Genomic DNA, 13923 nt, shown 5'->3' with positions numbered 1-13923 from the left:
CCGCTATGTGTCGTCATCTCGCCTACGTCGGGCCGCCGCGCCCGGTGGCCGACATCCTCACCGACGGAACGCATTCGCTGTCCCGGCAGTCGTGGGCACCCCAGGACATGCGCGACGGCGGCACCATCAACGTCGACGGGTTCGGAGTCAGCTGGTGGGCCGACGGGGCTCGGCATACCTATCGCAACGCGGTGCCGATCTGGAGCGACCCGGCGATCGATGACGTCCTCGCGGGCATCGAATCAATGGCCGCCATCGGGGCCGTCCGCTCAGCCACCGACCCCGATTCGGTGCATCGAGCGGCCTGCGCGCCATTCGGCGACGATCGCTGGGGCTTCAGCTTCAACGGCCGAATCATCGGCTGGCGCAACGCGTTCGCCCCACTGCTGCAGTCAGTCCCGATGATCGAGGTGCTGACGATGCCGGCCGTCATCGACGCCGGGGCGCTCTGGATCCTCCTCCGGCATCGGCTGGCCGCCGGACCGCAGTCGGCGCTGGCATCGGTTGTCAATGATCTGCTGACCACCGACGACCCGCGGCTGAACCTGCTGCTCTGCGACGGCCACGAGATCTGGGCGACCGCGGTGCATCACAGTCTCTGGACCCGGGCGACCGAGGACGCCGTGTGGGTTGCCTCCGAACCGACCGACGTGGACGAATCGTGGGCCCCCGTTCCGGACCGCAGCCTGATCCACGCCCGACCTGGCCACGTCGACACCTGGCCGCTCAGCGAACTGAACATGCAACCGAAGGACACTCGATGACAACCACCCCCGTCGATCTCGATATCCGGATCCCGACCGACAACCGGGCGCAGGCGCTGCGCGCCGACGTCCGGGCCGGACTCACCGGGTCGCCGAAGTCGCTGCCGCCCAAGTGGTTCTACGACGCCCACGGCAGCGATCTGTTCGATGCGATCACCGAGCTCGACGAGTACTACCCCACGCGGACCGAGCGACAGCTGATCGTCGAACACGCCGACGACATCGCGGCGCTCACCGGCACCGCGACGCTGATCGAACTCGGCTCCGGATCGTCGGACAAGACGCGACGGCTGATCGACGCGATGTCGACGCACCGCGACGACGGCAGCGGTCTGCAGCACTACGCGCCGCTCGATGTGTCCCCGTCCGCACTGCGCGGCGCGGTCGGGCGGCTACGCGCCGAATACCCCGGCCTGCGGGTCGACGGCATCGTCGCCGACTTCACCGGCACGCTCGCGCCGCTACCCGGTCCGGGCCCGCGGACGGTCGCGTTCCTCGGGGGCACCATCGGCAATCTCGAGCCGACGGCCCGAAAGCGCTTCCTGACCAACGTGTCCGCGGCATTGGAACCCGGCGAGCATTTCCTACTCGGCGCCGGGCTGGTCGCCGACGAGACCGCCATGCAACGCGCCTACGACGACGCCTCCGGTGTCACCGCCGCGTTCAACCGCAACGTGCTGACGGTCGTGAACCGTGAACTCGGCGCCGATTTCGACGTGGACAGCTATCGGCACGTGGCGGTCTGGAACGCCGACGACGAATGGATCGAGATGCGCCTGCGGGCCACCCACGATGCGCGAGTACACATCCCCGGCGCCGACCTGGCGGTGGACGTCGCGGCCGACGAGGAGATCCTCACCGAGATATCCGCCAAGTTCCGGCCGGACACGCTGTCGGCCGAACTGGCCGCGGTGGGCCTGCCGGTGCAGCAGCTGTGGACCGATCCGGCCGACCGGTTCGCGATCTTCCTCAGCTCAAAGCGGCTGTGAGGATGGCCCACACCACGAATGCGGACGGAAGCAGCGAATCGAGGCGATCCATGATGCCGCCGTGGCCGGGCAGCAGACTGCCCATGTCCTTGATTCCCATGTCGCGCTTGACCTGCGACTCGACGAGATCGCCCAGCGTCGCGCAGACGACAAGCACCGGGCCGAGCACCGCGCCGATCCACGGGTGGGTATCAAGCAGGAAGGTGACGCACAGGATGGCGCCGACGGTGCCGAAGAGCAGGGAGCCGACCATGCCTTCCCAGGACTTCTTGGGGCTGATCGCCGGCGCCATCGGATGGCGGCCGAACAGCACGCCGGCGACATACCCGCCGACATCCGAGCACACGACCACGATGATCAAGGTGAATACCCGATCGGCGCCCTGATCTTGATTGACCATCAGCACACCGAACGAGATCAGCAGCGGCAGCCAGGCCAGCACGAGCACGGTGATCGCGAGGTCGCGCAGATAGTTGACCGGCGCGGCATTCAGCCCCTGCGCCAACAACTTCCAGATCATGCAGACCAGAACGGTGGCGACGAACGAGACCAGTAGCCCGGTGACATGCCAGGGCCAGGCCGACCAGACCATCGCCTGGCCACCGACCAGCACCGGCACGATCGCGACCTCGATGCCCGCCTGCCGGAGCCGCTTGGTCACCTCCCACGAGGCGATCGCGATCGCCACGGCGATCACGCCGACCATCACCTTCGGCGCGAAGATCAGGATGACGATGAGGGCGCCGCCCAGGCTGCAGCCGACGGCGAGCGCGGCAGGCAGATTCCGCCCGGCTCGGGACTTCTTCTCGGCCGGTGCGGCGTCAGTGTCCGGCGACCCGGCGGCGGCTCCGTCGTCGGCGCTCATACCTCGAGCAGTTCGCTCTCTTTGTGCTTCACCAGATCGTCGACCTGGGCGACATAGCCGGATGTGGTCTTGTCGAGCTCCTTCTCGGCGCGCGTCACCTCGTCCTCGCCCGCCTCGCCGTCCTTCTGGATGCGCTTGAGCTCGTCGACGGCCTTGCGGCGCACGTTGCGGATCGCGACCTTGGCGTCCTCGCCCTTCGACTTCACCTGCTTGACCAGTTCCTTCCGGCGGTCCTCGGTGAGCTGCGGGATGGTCACACGGATGACGTTGCCGTCATCGGTCGGGTTGACGCCGAGGTCGGAGTTGCGGATCGCGGTGATGATCGGATCCAACGACGACGGCTCGTACGGCTTGATGATGAGCATGCGCGCCTCGGGCGCGGTGATCGACGAGACCTGGGTGATCGGGGTCATCGAGCCGTAGTAATCGATCGCGATCCTGTTGAACATCGCCGGATTGGCCCGACCGGTGCGGACCGAACCCATATCGTCGCGGGCGACGCTTACCGCCTTCTCCATCTTCTCTTCGGCATCGAGCAGCGCCTCATCGATCACGGGATGTCCCTTTCTGTGTGCGCAGGTCCGGGTTCAGGACGCAACAAGCGTTCCGATCTTCTCACCCGCCACGGCGCGAGCGATATTGCCCTCCTGCAAGAGGTTGAAAACCAGCATCGGCATGTTGTTGTCCATGCACAGGCTGAATGCGGTGGCATCGGCGACCTTCAGGCCCCGCTCGAGCACCTCTTGGTGGGTGATCGAGGTGAACAGCTCGGCCTCCGGGTTGGTGCGCGGATCGTCGCTGTAGACCCCGTCGACCGCCTTCGCCATCAGCACGACCTCGGCCTTGATCTCCAGCGCCCGCTGCGCGGCGGTCGTGTCGGTGGAGAAATACGGCATACCCATGCCGGCGCCGAAGATGACCACGCGCCCCTTCTCCAGATGCCGCTGGGCCCGCAGCGGCAGATACGGCTCGGCGACCTGACCCATCGTAATCGCGGTCTGCACGCGGGTCGGAATCTCCCGCTTCTCCAGAAAGTCCTGCAGAGCAAGGCAATTCATCACCGTGCCGAGCATGCCCATGTAATCCGAGCGGGCCCGCTCCAGGCCGCGCTGCTGCAGTTCGGCGCCGCGGAAGAAATTGCCGCCGCCGATGACCACCGCCACCTGCACCCCCGACCGCGCGACCTCGGCGATCTGATCGGCGACCGTGGACAGCACGTCCGGATCGAGCCCGACCTTGCCTCCGCCGAACATCTCACCGCCCAGCTTGAGCATCACCCGCGAATACGCGCCGCGCGCGACGGCCTCGACGCGGTTCGGTTCGTTGGGGCGTACGGCGTTCGTCATCCTGGGCTTGCATCCTCACTGTTCGGGGCTTGGCGCTTTCTGGCATCTTTTATGCAAGTAAGAAATTATCGGGTTCATCCTATGTGGCGGCCCCGGTACCGGCCCAACATTCGGCACGCAGCGCGGCCGGTACTGTTCGCAACTGTGTCGGCCACAACATCCAGCGCGCCCGCCCAGCCCGTCGATCTGCGGATAGCGGTGCCCGCAGACCTCGACGCAGTCACGACGATCGGCGACGAGGCGCCCAGCGACATCAACGTCGAATGGATCTGGCAGGCGGTCCGCGACTGGTACCGGGTCGGCGTGAATCCGGCGATGCAGCTGTGCCTGCGCGTCGACGGCGAGATCATCCTCAATCGCTCCATCGGCCACAGCATCGGCAATGCGCCGAAGCCCGCTCCCTTCCAGGACGCGATCGGCGGCGATCCTGACGTCGAGAAGGTCGTCGTCACCCCGGACACCCCGTACTGCGTCTACTCGGCGGCCAAGGGGTTCGCCAGCGTCGTCATGCACCGGCTGATCGAACGCGGTGACCTCGCCCTCGACGCCCACGTCTGCGACTACCTGCCGGGTTACACCAGCCACGGCAAGGACCGCACCACGATCGCGCACGTGCTGGGTCACCGGGCCGGCGTGCCGCTGATGATGGGCGGCACCGACGCGGATGGTCGATACACCGGCAGCGCAACGGATCTGGACCATGTCAGCGACTCCGACTTCGCGGTAGCGCAACTATGCGCACAGAAGCCGCAGTATCGCCCCGGGCTCATCTCGGTCTATCACGCGCTGACGTTCGGCTTCCTGGTGCGCGAGATCGTGCAGGCCGCGACCGGCCGCAGCATCCGCGACATCCTGGCCGACGAGGTGCTCACCCCGCTGGGGTTCCGCTGGAACAACTTCGGCGTGCTGCCGGACGAAGTGCCGCTGGTGGCCCTCAGCCATCACACCGCCCGCGAGGTCCCCGAGCCGTTCCTGACGATGTTCCGCAAGGCGATCGGCGGCGGGCTCGGCAAGGTGATCGCGATGACGAACGACCCGCGCTTCCTGACCGCGGTGGTGCCGTCCAGCAGCGGCGTGTCGACTGCACAGGAGCTCTCGAAGTTCTACGAGATACTCCGGCGTGGCGGCGAGATGGACGGCGTGCAGGTCCTGCAGCCGCAGACGCTGGAACGCGCACTGATACCCACCACGCTGACCCGCCCGGACATCTCGGTCGGCCTGCGTCCCATGCGCTGGGGCTCGGGATTCATGCTGGGCGGCAAGCGATCCGGCCCGTTCGGCCGGGACACCGCAGGATCGTTCGGGCACATGGGCCTGATCGACGTCGCCGGCTGGGCCGATCCGCGGCGCGGACTCGCCGGCGGCCTGATCACCAGCGGCAAACCCGGACCGCATGCGAACGCGAACGGCTACAACGTCCTGATGAATCGCATCGCCGCGGTGGTCCCCCTGCGGTGATCACGCTGTTCAGGCTCTAATACCGCGCAAGACCGCTTCCGTCATCGCCATCGCAGTGCCGCGGTCGAAGATTTCCTTGGGTACCAGCCAGCGGTAGAGCAGCGGCCCGAGGAGCAAGTCGCGCACCATATCCGGGGTGACGCGCCGATCCAGGAGGCCGGCGGCGGCCGCGCGGGCGAGCACCGCGTCGACTGTCTCGCCGCGCGGCACCAAGTAGCGTCGCACCAGCTCAGCGAGCTCCGGATCCCCATACGCGCGGGCATGCAATTCCATCACCACTGCCGCGTGCCCGCTGCCGACGAACGCCTCGACGAAGTCGACCACCAGATCCGACAAGTCCCGTAGTGGATCATCGGAGACGGGGTCACGGAGGGGCGGCACCAGCTCGGAAATCGCCGACACCACCAGTGCCGCCTTGGTCTTCCCCCGGCGGTACAAGGTCGACCGCGGCACACCCGCCGCCGCCGCGACACCGCTGATCGTCAGCCCGTGATAGCCCGACTCGTCGAGCATCCGCAGGGTGACCTCGTCGATGCGAGCGCTCAGGCCCGGATCGACGGGGCGACCCACCGACCGTCGTTTCGTTGTTCCCATCAGCCCGCCGATCAATTACGCTACGTCATGTCGCTTAAATATACCTGGGAGGTACTTTGTCCGGCCAATCCATCCGCCTGGTCTCGATCATTGCAACGGTCGCCGCGGCGGCCACTGCGGTCATCGCGGCAGCGCCGTCGGCCATCGCGCAGCCAGAATCCTCGGGCCACTGCCCGGCGGCAAGCGTCAGCCGATTCGTCGCCGCACCGATTCCCGGAGTCTCCTGGGCCGAGAACGTGGGTTATGACGACCGCGGCGATCTATGGGTCACGCGCTCCCTGCAGAACCGAGTCGACCGATACGACCCCTCCGGACGACCAACCGGCACGGTGGCCGTCGAATCCCCGGGTGCGATTCGAATGGGGCCGAACCATCAGATGTATGTCAATTCCGGCGATACCACACTCAACATTATCCCCGGACTGCCCCGCACGGGGCGCATCCTGCGATTCGATCCTGCTGCGCGGCAACCGCATCCGCAGATTTTCGCCACCGGATTGGGCATGCCGAACGGCCTGGCCCTGGATTCTGCAGGCAACGCGTATGTGGCCGACAGCAATCTTGGGGTGGTGCGCGTCGATCGCCATGGGCTGATCGACCAAGCCTGGTCAGCACATGCCCCCAAGAACCTCGCGCCGTCCGCAACGATCAACGGCACCGGAATGAACGGGATCGCGATCATCGGCGGCGCCGTCTACGTGACGATGACCGAGAGCCTCAGCGGCCGTCTGCTGCGCGTCCCGATCACCGACCCCGCAGCCACCACCGTCGCGGCGGACGCTGCCGCTCCGTTGCCCGGCGTCATCGATGACATCGCTGCCCTGAGTCCGTCACGAGTGGCCATCGCCTCCACTCTCGGCCAACTGATCACGGTCAATCTCGATGGGACGCAGCGGTGTTCGACGAGCGTCGGCGTACCGCTGACATCGGTCGCGGTGTCCCCTCGCGACCCGGACGTACTGATCGCCGACAGCGAGACCGGCGACGTCCTGAAGCTGACACTGCGCTAATCGGCCCGGAAACGCGAAATCCGCGCCACTTTCGTGGATTCGCGCCGGTTACAGCCGGCGCGGATCTCCACAAGTGGCGCGGATTTCGTGTTGGGTGCCTGCTAGGCCTGGCCGACCTCGAAGCGGCTGAACGCGGTCACCTCGGCGCCCGCGTCCTTCAGCAGTGCGCCGACGGACTTCTTGTTGTCCTGCACCGACGGCTGGTCGATCAGCACGACATCCTTGTAGAAGCCGTTGACGCGACCCTCGACGATCTTCGGCAGCGCGGCCTCGGGCTTGCCCTCTTCCTTCGCGGTCTGCTCGGCGATGTTGCGCTCGGACTCGACGACGTCGGCCGGGACATCCTCGCGCGAGACGTACTTCGCCTTGAGTGCGGCGACCTGCATCGCGGCGCCGCGGGCAGCCTCGGCGGCGGTGTCGCCGTCGCCGTTGAACTGCACCAGCACACCCACCGACGGCGGCAGGTCCGACGCCTTCTTGTGCAGGTAGACCGCGACGTTGCCGTCGTAGGACACGACGCGACGCAGCTCCAGCTTCTCGCCGATCTTCGCCGATAGCGCGGCGACGGCCTCGGCAACGGTGCCGTCGCCCAGCTTCGCGGCCTTGAGCTCCTCGACATCCGAGGTCTTGGCGGCCACGGCGGCGTCGACGATCTGGTCGGCCAGCGCCTGGAACTCGGCGTTCTTGGCGACGAAGTCGGTCTCCGAGTTGATCTCGATCATCACGCCGTCACGGGCGGCGACCAGGCCCTCGGCGGTCGAACGCTCGGCGCGCTTGCCCACGTCCTTGGCGCCCTTGATGCGCAGGATCTCGACGGCCTTGTCGAAGTCGCCGGCCGACTCCTCGAGCGCCTTCTTGCAGTCCATCATTCCGGAGCCGGTGAGCTCACGAAGCCGCTTGACGTCGGCGGCGGTGTAGTTCGCCATTGCGCGAACCTCCTCATTCTGTGTTATCCAGCAGTCAGCCTCGCAGGCGAACCGCTTGCAGTACAACGATTTTCAACGTGCTTTCACGCGAGCTACGGCCGGAGTTCAAGCGATGTTCATCGCTCGCACTCCGGCCGCAGCTGCATGTAATCGAAAGCTCGACGCCGGTCTTACTCGGCTGCCGGGGCCTCGGTCTTCTCGCCGTCGGCGGAGACGATCGCGCCGGCGAGCTGCTCCTGCTCCCACTCGGCGAGCGGCTCGTCTGCGCCGATCTCCGGCTTGGCCTCCGGGTCGGCCGACTGGCCGGCCCGTGCCTGCACGCCCTCGGCGACGGCCGAGGCGACCACGCGGGTCAGCAGGGCGGCGCTGCGGATGGCGTCGTCGTTGCCCGGGATCGGGTAGTCGACGAGGTCCGGATCGCAGTTGGTGTCCAGGATCGCGATGACCGGGATGTTCAGCTTGCGCGCCTCACCGACCGCGATGTGCTCCTTGTTGGTGTCGACGACCCACACGGCCGACGGCACCTTGGCCATATCGCGGATACCGCCGAGGGTGCGGTCCAGCTTGTTCATCTCGCGGGTCAGCATCAAGATTTCCTTCTTGGTGCGGCCCTCGAAACCACCGGTCTGCTCCATCGTCTCGAGTTCCTTGAGACGCTGCAGGCGCTTGTGAACGGTCTGGAAGTTGGTGAGCATGCCACCCAGCCAGCGCTGGTTGACATACGGCATTCCGACGCGGGTGGCCTCGGCTGCGATCGACTCCTGCGCCTGCTTCTTGGTGCCGACGAAGAGGATGGTGCCGCCGTGGGCGACGGTCTCCTTGACGAACTCGTAGGCACGATCGATGTAGGTCAGCGTCTGCTGCAGATCGATGATGTAGATGCCGTTGCGGTCGGTGAAGATGAATCGCTTCATCTTCGGGTTCCAGCGCCGGGTCTGGTGCCCGAAGTGGGCTCCAGCGTCCAGCAGCTGCTTCATGGTCACTACTGCCATGTCAGCCATTCCTTTGTGTGCAGTTGACGCCGGTCGTCGGGTGACGCCGGCCCTGGTGACTGCCTGGAGATGGAACCCGCGAACGGGACCGCCCATCTCGAGTGGTCCGGCGGTGCGGTGAAACACCGGCCGGGCGCAGACACGCGAAGTCACGCCCCGAAATCAGATCCCGGTGACGTGCGCAGACGAGTATACGGCCAGGTTGCCGGCAGACGAAATCCATAGACCGGCCGCCGACGGAGCCGAGCGCCGCGTTCGTGCGTCCAATCCGTATGCACCTGGCATCCCGGCTTCTCGTCGCCACCCTGGTGATCGCTGTCGTCGCGACCGGACCGGCGTCGGCGGCCCCAGCCGCACCATCCCCGACCACCGGCGCCGACGAGCCGACACGCGGCCGGTACGGCTGGCCGCTGTGGCCCAAGCCGCAGGTCACCAAGGGTTTCAGCCCGCCGAAGCAGCGTTGGCAGCCCGGCCATCGCGGCCTGGACCTCGCGGCGACCGCGGGACAGCCGGTCCTGGCGGCCGGATCGGGTGTCGTGCAGTTCGCCGGGGTGGTGGCCGGCAAGCCGACGGTGTCCATCCGGCATGCCAGCGGTCTGCTGACCACTTATGAACCGGTACGCGCGAGTGTTCGCGCCGGACAGGCTGTGAGCCGCGGGGCGCCGATCGGCACGGTCGAGCCCGGCCACCCGGGCTGTGCCGCCGTCTGCCTGCACTGGGGCGCACGGCGCGGTGCCGGTCGGACCGCGGCCTATGTGAATCCCCTGTCGCTGGTCGGCGCGCTGCGGTTGCGATTGAAGCCGCTGCAGCCCGGCGACGCGCCCTAACCGGGCACCGGGCGGGCGATGCCGGCCGCCGCCTGCTGCACCGCGTCGATCACCATCGCCAGCGCGGGCCGACGGGCGCGGCCCGCGGCATAGGCCAGTCGGGTGCGCCGATGGATCCCGGTCGGCGTCAGTGTCAGCGAATCGGGTCGATCCACCGCCCCGAGTTGGGGTACGACCGCTACCCCAGCGCCGGCGGCAACAAGCCGCAACACCGCGGCGAAGTCGTCGATCCGATGAGCGATGCGCGGCTCGAAGCCGTGGTGCCGACACATCCGCACCAGCATCGTGTGACAGAGCGTCCCGGCGCTGCCGGCGATCCAGCGCTGCTCAGCGAGTGCTGCGATGTCGCACTCCCCCGAATCCGTCTGCGGGACGGCTCCTTTCGATGCGATGTACACCTCTTCGTCAAGCAACCGTGCCGTCTCGATGCCGCGGTCGTACTCGATCGGCACGTTGTCGTAGTCGTGGACCAGCGCGAGGTCCAATCGGTTGCGCAGCAACGCTTCCGGGGCGTCGGCCGGGTCGACCTCCGCGACCTCCAGGTCGACATGCGCCGCCGCAGCGTCGATCGCCAGCATCGCGGGCAGCACGACCGGCCGTACGGCCGACGGAAACGCGCCGATAGCCACCCGGCCGCCCACCGTCCCGTCCGCGGCCACCGCCGCGGCCGCCGCCGATTCCAAAGCCGCCAGCACGGTGTCGGACTCACCGACGAGCGCCCGCCCCGCATCGGTCAGTTCGACGCGCCGACCGGTCCGCTGCAGCAGCGCGCAGCCGGCCTCCCGTTCCAGGGTCGCGAGCTGCTGAGACACCGCCGACGCCGTGTAGGCGTGCACCTCGGCGACCGCGGCGATGGTTCCCAAGCGCGCGAGATCGCGCAGGAGCAGCAGTCGACGTGGATCGAGCATAAGTAGATCTTACGGTCATATGAATTTTTCGTCGCTGGACCTGTTGATAGCGGGCCGTCACGCTGGACGAATGGACCTCAACGGCATCTTCGTCCCGCTGATCACGCCCTTCGCCGACGACGAGCGCATCGATCTGCGGGCCCTGGAGGCACTCGCCCACCGCGCGATCGATGCGGGCGCCGCCGGCCTCGTCGCCCTCGGCACGACCGGCGAGTCCAGCACGCTCACGCCGGACGAACGCGACGCCGTCGCCACCGCCTGCGTGTCGGTCTGCCGCGCCACCGGCACCCCGTTGATCGTCGGCGCCGGGTCGAACGACACTGTCGCGACGGTGCGGTCCGTCGACCATGTGCGCGACCTCGGAGCCGACGCCGCGCTGGTCGTGGTTCCGTACTACAGCCGCCCGACCGAGTCGGGCGTGGTCGCGCACTTCCTGCATGTCGCCGACCGGTCGCCCATCCCCGTGCTCGTCTACAACGTCCCGCACCGCACCGGCGTTCGCCTGCATGCGCCGGCGCTGCTGGAGCTGGCCGGTCACCCGCGCATCGTCGGCGTCAAACAATCGGTCGGCAGTGTGGACGACGACACCGTGCGGCTATTGTCGACTGTCCCCGACGATTTCGCCGTCCTCGGCGGCGAGGATGCCCAGCTGACGCCGATGCTTGCGCTGGGCGCGAGTGGCGGAATCACCGCATGCGCCAACGTGATCCCGCGGGCGTACACCGAGCTGGCTCAGGCCTGCGGGCGCGACGACTTCGCCACCGCCCGCCGTCTGAGCGGGCCGCTGGTCGACGTCGCGGAAGCGCTTCTGGGCCAGCCTAATCCGACGATGATCAAGGCTGTGGTTCATGCACAGGGATTGCTGGCCACGCCGGCCGTCCGACTACCGCTGACACCGCCGCCGGCCGGTGCGGTGGCCGCGGCCGTCGCGGTCATCGAGCGGTATCCGGCGATCACGCGCGCGGATGCGCCTGCTCATGCACTTTCCGTAGGCGCTCCACGCTGACGTGGGTGTACAGCTGGGTGGTGGCGAGCGACGCGTGACCGAGCAGCTCCTGCACCACCCGAAGATCCGCCCCGCCTTCCAGCAGATGCGTTGCGGCGCTGTGGCGTAACCCGTGCGGCGCCAGATCCGGCAGGTTCGGGTCGGCCTGCAGGGTGCGGTGCACGACGGTGCGCGCCATCCGCTGGTCGAGACGTCCGCCGCGCGCCCCGAGCAGCAACGCCCGACCGCTGGCCGCGGTGGCCAGTGCCGGACGGCCCTCGCGCAGCCACCGCGTGATCGCCTCCGCGGCCGGCGCACCGAACGGCACGACGCGCTCCTTGTCGCCCTTGCCGATGACGCGCACCACGTTTCGGCCGGAGTCGACATCGCCGATGTCGAGGCCGCACAACTCCCCCACACGAATTCCCGTGGCGTACAGCAGTTCCACGATCAGCCGATCACGGATCGCGACCGGGTCGTCCGGATCGCGATCCGTCTGGGCCGGGTTGCGGGGGCTCAACGCCTTCGCGGCCTGTGATTGGTCGAGGACGGTAGGCAGCGTGCGATGCGCCTTCGGCGCCTGCAGCCGGACCCCGACGTCGACCGCAAGGATTCCTTCGCGCGTCGCCCACCCGGTGAATGACTTCGCCGACGACACCTGCCGCGCTATCGAGGTCCGCGCGGCGCCGCGCGCCGATTGTGCGGCCAGCCAACCGCGCAGCGTCGCCAGATCGAGCGCCGCCACCGCGATCCCCCGGGCCCCCGCGTACGTGATCAAGCTGCGGATGTCGCCGGTGTAGGCCCGCACGGTGTGCGGGCTGCGGCCCTGCTCCAGGCGCAGATAATCGGCGTACCGGTCGATGACCGGCACCGACTCCGATTCGGCGGACGACGGCATGCTCTCAGTCATCCACGCCGGCCGCGGACGACCAAGCCGCCACACCGGATCGAGTCGCGATCGTTGTCTTCGGAATCGCCGACGTCAGAGGGCGCTTCCGGCAGCCGCTTCGGCCTCGCGGAGGTCGGCCTTCCACTCCCGGAAACCCTCCTCGGTGCGACCGCGCCGCCAGTAGCCGGAGATCGACGCGTCCGCGGCGGGGACGCCCCGATCCTTGCGGACATAGCGACGCAGATTGTGCATCACCGCGGCGGCCTCGCCATGAATGAAGACCTGCGGGCGGCCTGCGGGCCACTCCGCGGCCCGAACGGCCGTGACCAGCGGCGCGTTGTCGCCGGCGTTGTCGTCGGTCAGCTCGTCCGATGCGACTCCGCGGTGGATCCAGGTGACGTCGATGCCGGCGGGCGCGTCGAGGGGCAGTTCGTCGGCCGGACCCGCGACCTCGATGAAGGCCGTCCCCTTGGCGTCCGCGGGCATACCGGCCAGCGCCGCGGCGACCGCGGGTAGGCCTGCCTCGTCGCAGGCCAGCAGATGCCAGTCGACCTCCGGGTTGGGGCGATAACCGCTGCCCGGCCCCAAGAACCGCACCTCCTCGCCGGGTTGCACCGACCGCGCCCAGGGCCCGGCCAGCCCGGCATCGCCGTGGACCACGAAATCCAGTGCTATTTCCTTCTTTTCGCGGTCGACGGCCCGGATCGTATACGTCCGCAGTGTGGGTCGACCGTCGGCCGGCTCCGGATCTCCGAAGACCAGCTTGACGTACATATCGGTGTCCTCGGTCAGTTCGAGTTCATCGAAACCCGCACCACCCAGAAACACCCGGACCATGTGATCGGTGAGCCGCTTGCTGCGCTGCACCGTCATTGTGTTCAGCTTTCTCGCCATCGCTCCACCATACCGAAAATAAGGTGACCCTTACTTGGGCGTCGTGTCCACGCAGCCGTTGCCGCGCCGTTCACGACGGCGCCTTGGTTCGCTCGCTCTGGCGTCGAACCCGGTTGGTCAGCTCGGCACCCAGCAATCCTAGAAAGATCACATCGAAGATGAACGCCAGCGATACCAGTATCCGGGCGAGCTGGCCGGTCGCGTGTATATCGCCGTACCCGGTGGTGGTCATCGTCGTGAGAACGAAGTAGAAGCTGTCGACGCGTGTACGGATTCCCACGAATTGTCCCGACGTGTTGACCGCCACCGCATAGAAGCCCAACGCGAAGGCGACGACCACCGTCATCAGGAGATTCAGGAGGCGAAACAAGTTCGCGCCCCGCACGACCATGCGCACGAGCAGCCCCAGGAGAAGCAGCAGACCGACGACCGCTACGACGACGACCCACCAATCCTGATCGTCGCGACGGCACACT

General features: G+C 67.7%; 16 protein-coding genes. 6 read left to right on the top strand and 10 right to left on the bottom strand.

Annotation, left to right across the window (positions count from 1 at the left end):
- Positions 1–5 precede the first annotated feature (5 nt).
- Both egtC and egtD read left to right on the top strand, forming a co-directional pair.
- Positions 6–764, top strand: a complete 759-nt coding sequence (egtC, locus tag G341_RS0113420) for an ergothioneine biosynthesis protein EgtC (protein ID WP_018179663.1) — start codon at positions 6–8, stop codon at positions 762–764.
- Positions 761–1753, top strand: coding sequence for an L-histidine N(alpha)-methyltransferase (gene egtD, locus G341_RS0113415; protein WP_018179662.1), 993 nt, complete (start codon positions 761–763; stop codon positions 1751–1753). Before egtC ends, egtD begins: the two co-directional genes overlap by 4 nt.
- Here egtD and G341_RS0113410 read toward each other — a convergent pair.
- The 3 genes from G341_RS0113410 to pyrH are packed head-to-tail and all read right to left on the bottom strand — an operon-like array spanning position 1734 to position 3892.
- Entirely contained in the window at positions 1734–2618 is an 885-nt protein-coding gene (locus G341_RS0113410) for a phosphatidate cytidylyltransferase (protein WP_018179661.1), read from the bottom strand. The genes egtD and G341_RS0113410 overlap by 20 nt on opposite strands.
- On the bottom strand, positions 2615–3172 hold the full coding sequence (gene frr / locus G341_RS0113405; protein ID WP_018179660.1) for a ribosome recycling factor: 558 nt from the start codon (positions 3170–3172) through the stop codon (positions 2615–2617). Before frr ends, G341_RS0113410 begins: the two co-directional genes overlap by 4 nt.
- Before the next feature lie 33 nt (positions 3173–3205).
- Positions 3206–3892: a UMP kinase gene (gene pyrH / locus G341_RS0113400; protein WP_425402074.1), complete on the bottom strand. Its 687-nt coding sequence runs from the start codon at positions 3890–3892 to the stop codon at positions 3206–3208.
- A gap of 216 nt (positions 3893–4108) precedes the next feature.
- Between pyrH and G341_RS0113395 the strand changes: the two genes are divergently transcribed.
- Positions 4109–5422, top strand: a complete 1314-nt coding sequence (locus G341_RS0113395) for a serine hydrolase domain-containing protein (protein ID WP_051092796.1) — start codon at positions 4109–4111, stop codon at positions 5420–5422.
- A gap of 9 nt (positions 5423–5431) precedes the next feature.
- On the opposite strand, the gene G341_RS22045 is transcribed toward G341_RS0113395, so the two are convergent.
- Positions 5432–5992 carry a TetR/AcrR family transcriptional regulator gene (locus tag G341_RS22045; RefSeq protein WP_018179657.1) on the bottom strand — a complete coding sequence of 187 codons (561 nt, stop codon included), beginning with the start codon at positions 5990–5992 and terminating at the stop codon, positions 5432–5434.
- 80 nt (positions 5993–6072) lie between these two features.
- Here G341_RS22045 and G341_RS0113385 point away from each other — a divergent pair, with 80 nt between their 5' ends.
- A complete protein-coding gene (locus G341_RS0113385) occupies positions 6073–7026 on the top strand; it encodes an SMP-30/gluconolactonase/LRE family protein (RefSeq protein WP_018179656.1) in 954 nt (317 codons plus the stop codon).
- Positions 7027–7127: 101 nt separating this feature from the next.
- Here the strand turns inward: G341_RS0113385 and tsf are convergent, their stop codons facing one another.
- A complete protein-coding gene (tsf, locus tag G341_RS0113380) occupies positions 7128–7952 on the bottom strand; it encodes a translation elongation factor Ts (protein WP_018179655.1) in 825 nt (274 codons plus the stop codon).
- 170 nt (positions 7953–8122) lie between these two features.
- Complete coding sequence (gene rpsB, locus G341_RS0113375) at positions 8123–8944, bottom strand: 30S ribosomal protein S2 (RefSeq protein ID WP_018179654.1); 822 nt, start codon at positions 8942–8944, stop codon at positions 8123–8125.
- A gap of 272 nt (positions 8945–9216) precedes the next feature.
- Here rpsB and G341_RS0113370 point away from each other — a divergent pair, with 272 nt between their 5' ends.
- Positions 9217–9771, top strand: a complete 555-nt coding sequence (locus G341_RS0113370; RefSeq protein ID WP_018179653.1) for a M23 family metallopeptidase — start codon at positions 9217–9219, stop codon at positions 9769–9771.
- On the opposite strand, the gene G341_RS0113365 is transcribed toward G341_RS0113370, so the two are convergent.
- Positions 9768–10679, bottom strand: coding sequence for a LysR family transcriptional regulator (locus G341_RS0113365; RefSeq protein ID WP_018179652.1), 912 nt, complete (start codon positions 10677–10679; stop codon positions 9768–9770). The genes G341_RS0113370 and G341_RS0113365 overlap by 4 nt on opposite strands.
- Positions 10680–10749: 70 nt before the next feature.
- Between G341_RS0113365 and dapA the strand changes: the two genes are divergently transcribed.
- Positions 10750–11685 (top strand): 4-hydroxy-tetrahydrodipicolinate synthase, encoded by a 936-nt coding sequence (gene dapA, locus G341_RS22040; RefSeq protein ID WP_018179651.1) that lies wholly within the window; start codon positions 10750–10752, stop codon positions 11683–11685.
- Here the strand turns inward: dapA and G341_RS0113355 are convergent.
- The 3 genes from G341_RS0113355 to G341_RS22035 form a co-directional block, all read right to left on the bottom strand.
- The gene (locus G341_RS0113355) at positions 11633–12574 is read right to left on the bottom strand and encodes a tyrosine recombinase XerC (RefSeq protein WP_018179650.1); all 942 of its coding nucleotides are present in this window, start codon (positions 12572–12574) and stop codon (positions 11633–11635) included. The genes dapA and G341_RS0113355 overlap by 53 nt on opposite strands.
- Before the next feature lie 72 nt (positions 12575–12646).
- Positions 12647–13447 carry a siderophore-interacting protein gene (locus G341_RS0113350; RefSeq protein WP_026303640.1) on the bottom strand — a complete coding sequence of 267 codons (801 nt, stop codon included), beginning with the start codon at positions 13445–13447 and terminating at the stop codon, positions 12647–12649.
- A gap of 70 nt (positions 13448–13517) precedes the next feature.
- The gene (locus tag G341_RS22035) at positions 13518–13922 is read right to left on the bottom strand and encodes a potassium channel family protein (protein ID WP_018179648.1); all 405 of its coding nucleotides are present in this window, start codon (positions 13920–13922) and stop codon (positions 13518–13520) included.
- Between the last annotated feature and the right edge of the window lies 1 nt (position 13923).

Origin of the sequence: Jongsikchunia kroppenstedtii DSM 45133, assembly GCF_000380485.1 — a bacterium.
In the GTDB taxonomy this organism is placed as follows: domain Bacteria; phylum Actinomycetota; class Actinomycetes; order Mycobacteriales; family Mycobacteriaceae; genus Jongsikchunia; species Jongsikchunia kroppenstedtii.
The sequence above is the reverse complement of the archived record's forward strand: the minus strand, read 5'-3'. Positions and strand labels throughout refer to the sequence as shown.